The organism is Candidatus Cryosericum odellii (assembly GCF_003570935.1).
Taxonomy (GTDB): domain Bacteria; phylum Caldisericota; class Caldisericia; order Cryosericales; family Cryosericaceae; genus Cryosericum; species Cryosericum odellii.
In genome coordinates this window covers 1-3,245 of the sequence record NZ_QXIU01000178.1, presented here as the reverse complement: position 1 = coordinate 3,245, position 3,245 = coordinate 1, and the positions used below count along the sequence as shown (strand labels likewise).

The 3,245-nt window shown below is 55.2% G+C and carries 2 protein-coding genes and 2 pseudogenes; all 4 read left to right on the top strand.

The annotated features are described in order from the left end of the window. Nucleotides 1-186: pseudogene (locus tag SMC5_RS07240) on the top strand (glycerol kinase); the annotation flags it as partial. Between the two features lie 118 nt (nucleotides 187-304). Further along, nucleotides 305-1,795: an NAD(P)/FAD-dependent oxidoreductase gene (locus SMC5_RS07235; protein WP_119087886.1), complete on the top strand. Its 1,491-nt coding sequence runs from the start codon at nucleotides 305-307 to the stop codon at nucleotides 1,793-1,795. Then, nucleotides 1,795-3,037 (top strand): annotated as a pseudogene (locus SMC5_RS11720) (NAD(P)/FAD-dependent oxidoreductase). The gene SMC5_RS07235 and the pseudogene SMC5_RS11720 overlap by 1 nt, the downstream one beginning before the upstream one ends. A 10-nt stretch (nucleotides 3,038-3,047) precedes the next feature. Beyond that, nucleotides 3,048-3,245, top strand: a 198-nt coding sequence (locus tag SMC5_RS07225) for a DUF1667 domain-containing protein (RefSeq protein WP_119120170.1), incomplete at its 3' end; no start/stop codon positions are given.

The window sequence follows — 3,245 nt, the reverse complement described above, 5'->3', positions numbered from 1 at the left end:
ACCGCGCTCGGTGCTGCCTATGCAGCTGGCCTTGCAGTCGGTTTCTGGGCCAAGGTCGAAGATCTGCGCGCTAACTGGGGCGTGGACAAGACTTGGGAGCCCAAGATGGACAGCGCCAAGCGCGCCACGCTCTTTAACGGCTGGCTTGAAGCTGTCAAGCGCACGTTCGGTTGGGTAAAGCAGTAGAACTATTGCTGTAGGCTTCTCGTATTCGAAACNNGTCGTTTTTGTCTGGGCAGAGTCTATCAACGATGTTGGACTCTATTTTCTAGAATTACGATACTGAGCAAAAGGAATGGCGACAATGGCGGACAAAAAATACGATGTCATCATCATAGGCGCGGGTGTGGTCGGGAGTATGGTGGCCCGGTTTCTCTCGCGCTACAAACTTGATATCCTTCTGATTGAAAAGGATTCCGACATCGGCATGGGTGCCTCCTCCGCGAATACGGCGATTATCCATGCCGGTTATGACCCCAAGCCAGGTACTCTGAAGGCCGAGATGAACGTTGTGGGAAACCAGATGTTTGATCAGCTGGCAGGCGAACTCAACTTCACCTTTGAGAGGCGCGGCGACTACGTCGTTGCTATAGGACAGGAAGAATTTGGCAAGCTTGAGAGTCTGCGGCAGCAGGGACTTGAGAATGGGGTTCCCGGAATGGTCATACTCAACGGTGCAGATGTTCGCCGACGGGAGCCCAACATCAATCCCGAGGTAAGCGGTGCTCTCTGGGCCACTACCGGCGGTATCTGTGACCCCTTTGGCGTTGTGATTGCCGCTGCGGAGAATGCCGTCGTCAACGGGGTCACCCTTATGACCGACACGGCATTTCAGGACTTCATTATGGATGGAAAACGCATCGTCGGCATCAAGACAAACCGCGGCGATTTCATGTCTCGCTGGGTTGTCAACAGTGCAGGCATGTATTCTGATATGGTGATGCACAAGGCTGGACTGCGGCCGGAGTTCAAGATTACGCCTCGAAAGGGCGAGTATTACGTCTTCGACAAAGCCGAAATCACCATCAATAACGTGCTTTTCCCGGTGCCGTCTGCAACCAGCAAGGGTATTCTGGTTACCACAACTGTGCATGGCAATACCATCATAGGACCGAACGCCCTGGAGATAGATGACAAAGAAGACCGCTCCATCACCCGTGAAGGATTGGATGAAATCTGGCAGGGGGCTGTCAACTTGGTTCCCTCGCTCAGTCTACGATATTCGATAGCCGAATTTGCTGGACTCAGGCCGGGAGGAAACGCCCCGTGCGCCAACCCCGACGTCAAGTACAACAAGGATTTCATCATTGAGATTCCCAAAGAGGTCGAGGGATTGGTCAATCTTGGCGGCATCGAGTCGCCGGGACTTAGCTCGTCTCCTGCCATTGCCGTGCGGGTCGTCGAGCTGCTCAAGGGCGCTGGTGAGAACTTGGAGGAGAAGCCGGATTGGAACCCCATACGCAAGGCTCGTCCGCGCTTCCGTGACATGTTGCCGATTGAGCAGAAGTTGCTCATAGAGAACGATCTGAGCTATGGACGCGTCATTTGTCGCTGCGAAAACGTCACCGAGGGCGAAATCGTGGCCGAAATACATGCACCCATACCCGCGCGCACCTACGATGCCATAAAGCGGCGCACCTGGCTGGGTACGGGACGCTGTCAGGGTGGTTTTGATACTCCGCGTGTCGTCGAGATTCTTGCCCGCGAACTGGGTGTCTCCCCGCTCGAAATCACCAAGAAGGGTAAGGGATCAGAATTCCTTGTCCGGCCGACCAAGGATAAGGAGGTAGAATAATGTTGAAGAAAAAGTACGACGTTATTGTCATAGGCGCCGGCCCTGCCGGTCTGGCTGCAGCCATAGAAGCCAAGAAGACGGGTGCGCAGGATGTGCTCGTCATCGAGCGGGCACAGGAGCTGGGTGGGATTCTGCAGCAGTGCATTCATAATGGATTTGGCCTCCAGACATTCAAGAAGGACCTGACAGGTCCTACCTATGCGCAGCGTTTTATCGATGAGCTTGCAGGGCTTCACGTTGATACGTTGCTGGATGCGATGGCACTCAATGTGACCAGCGAAAGGCATGTCNNATGTGTATGTGACGAGTCAGTCGTCCGGTTTTGTCGAACTGGACACGAGGGCTCTGGTGCTGGCTATGGGCTGCCGTGAACGAACGCGGGCACAGATTGCTTTGCCGGGAACAAGGCCGGCGGGCGTGTATACCGCGGGAACGGCCCAGCGCTTTGTTAATATCGAAGGCTTCATGCCTGGCAAGTGCTTCGTGATTCTGGGCTCGGGCGACATCGGTATGATCATGGCACGCAGGCTTACCTTNNGAAGGTGCCAAGGTAGAACGAGTGCTGGAAATCATGCCCTTCCTGACCGGCCTGACGCGCAACTATGTGCAGTGCCTTTTGGACTACGATATTCCACTGCAGTTGCACCATACGGTCAAGCGCATTATCGGCAACGACAGGGTAGAAGCGATAGAATCGGTTCAGATCGATGAACACCGCCAGCCAATGCCGGGCACCGAGGAGACCATTCCCTGTGATACACTGTTGCTTTCGGTGGGTCTCATCCCGGAGAATGAACTTTCGCGCAAAGCAGGCGTTGCACTTGATCCCGTCACCGGTGGACCATTTGTCGATGAAGAAATGCAGACCAGTGTACCGGGCATTTTTGCCGCGGGCAATGTGGTACATGTCTACGACCTGGTAGATTGGGTGACTCAAGCTGGGTTGTTATGCGGGCGGAACGCGGCGCAATACGCCATCACTGCGCGCAAACACGACGGCCGACGGGTAAGGATGAAAGCTGGAGAGAATGTTCGCTACGTCATCCCTCATATTTTGGACAAGGAAAGTCTTGCGGAATCGGCNNCGTCTGGGTTGAAGTCATGAACGGCGAAGAACGCGTGACCAGAAAGGCGGAACTCTACGTGCGCCCGGGCGAGATGGTCAATATCGACCTTCCACAGTCTGCCTACGACGCGGTGCAACGCGCGTCCGAGCTGAGTGTGCGAGTCGTCAGGCGATAAGGAGACTGATATGACGCAGGAACAGAAGAAGCTTATCTGCATTACATGTCCAAGGGGCTGCGCCTTGGTTGTGACAGTGGAGGGTGAGACCGTCATCAAGACGGAAGGGAACAGTTGCAAGCGCGGTGTCGACTATGCGACGGGGGAGCTGAAGGACCCGAGGCGCATGGTGACGACCACGGTCAGGGTAAAGGGCGGCGTACATCCT

What these genes read in the sequence shown, in the direction of transcription:
- SMC5_RS07235 (WP_119087886.1), top strand. Translation starts at nt 305, where the DNA reads ATGGCGGACAAAAAATACGATGTCATCATCATAGGCGCGGGTGTGGTC.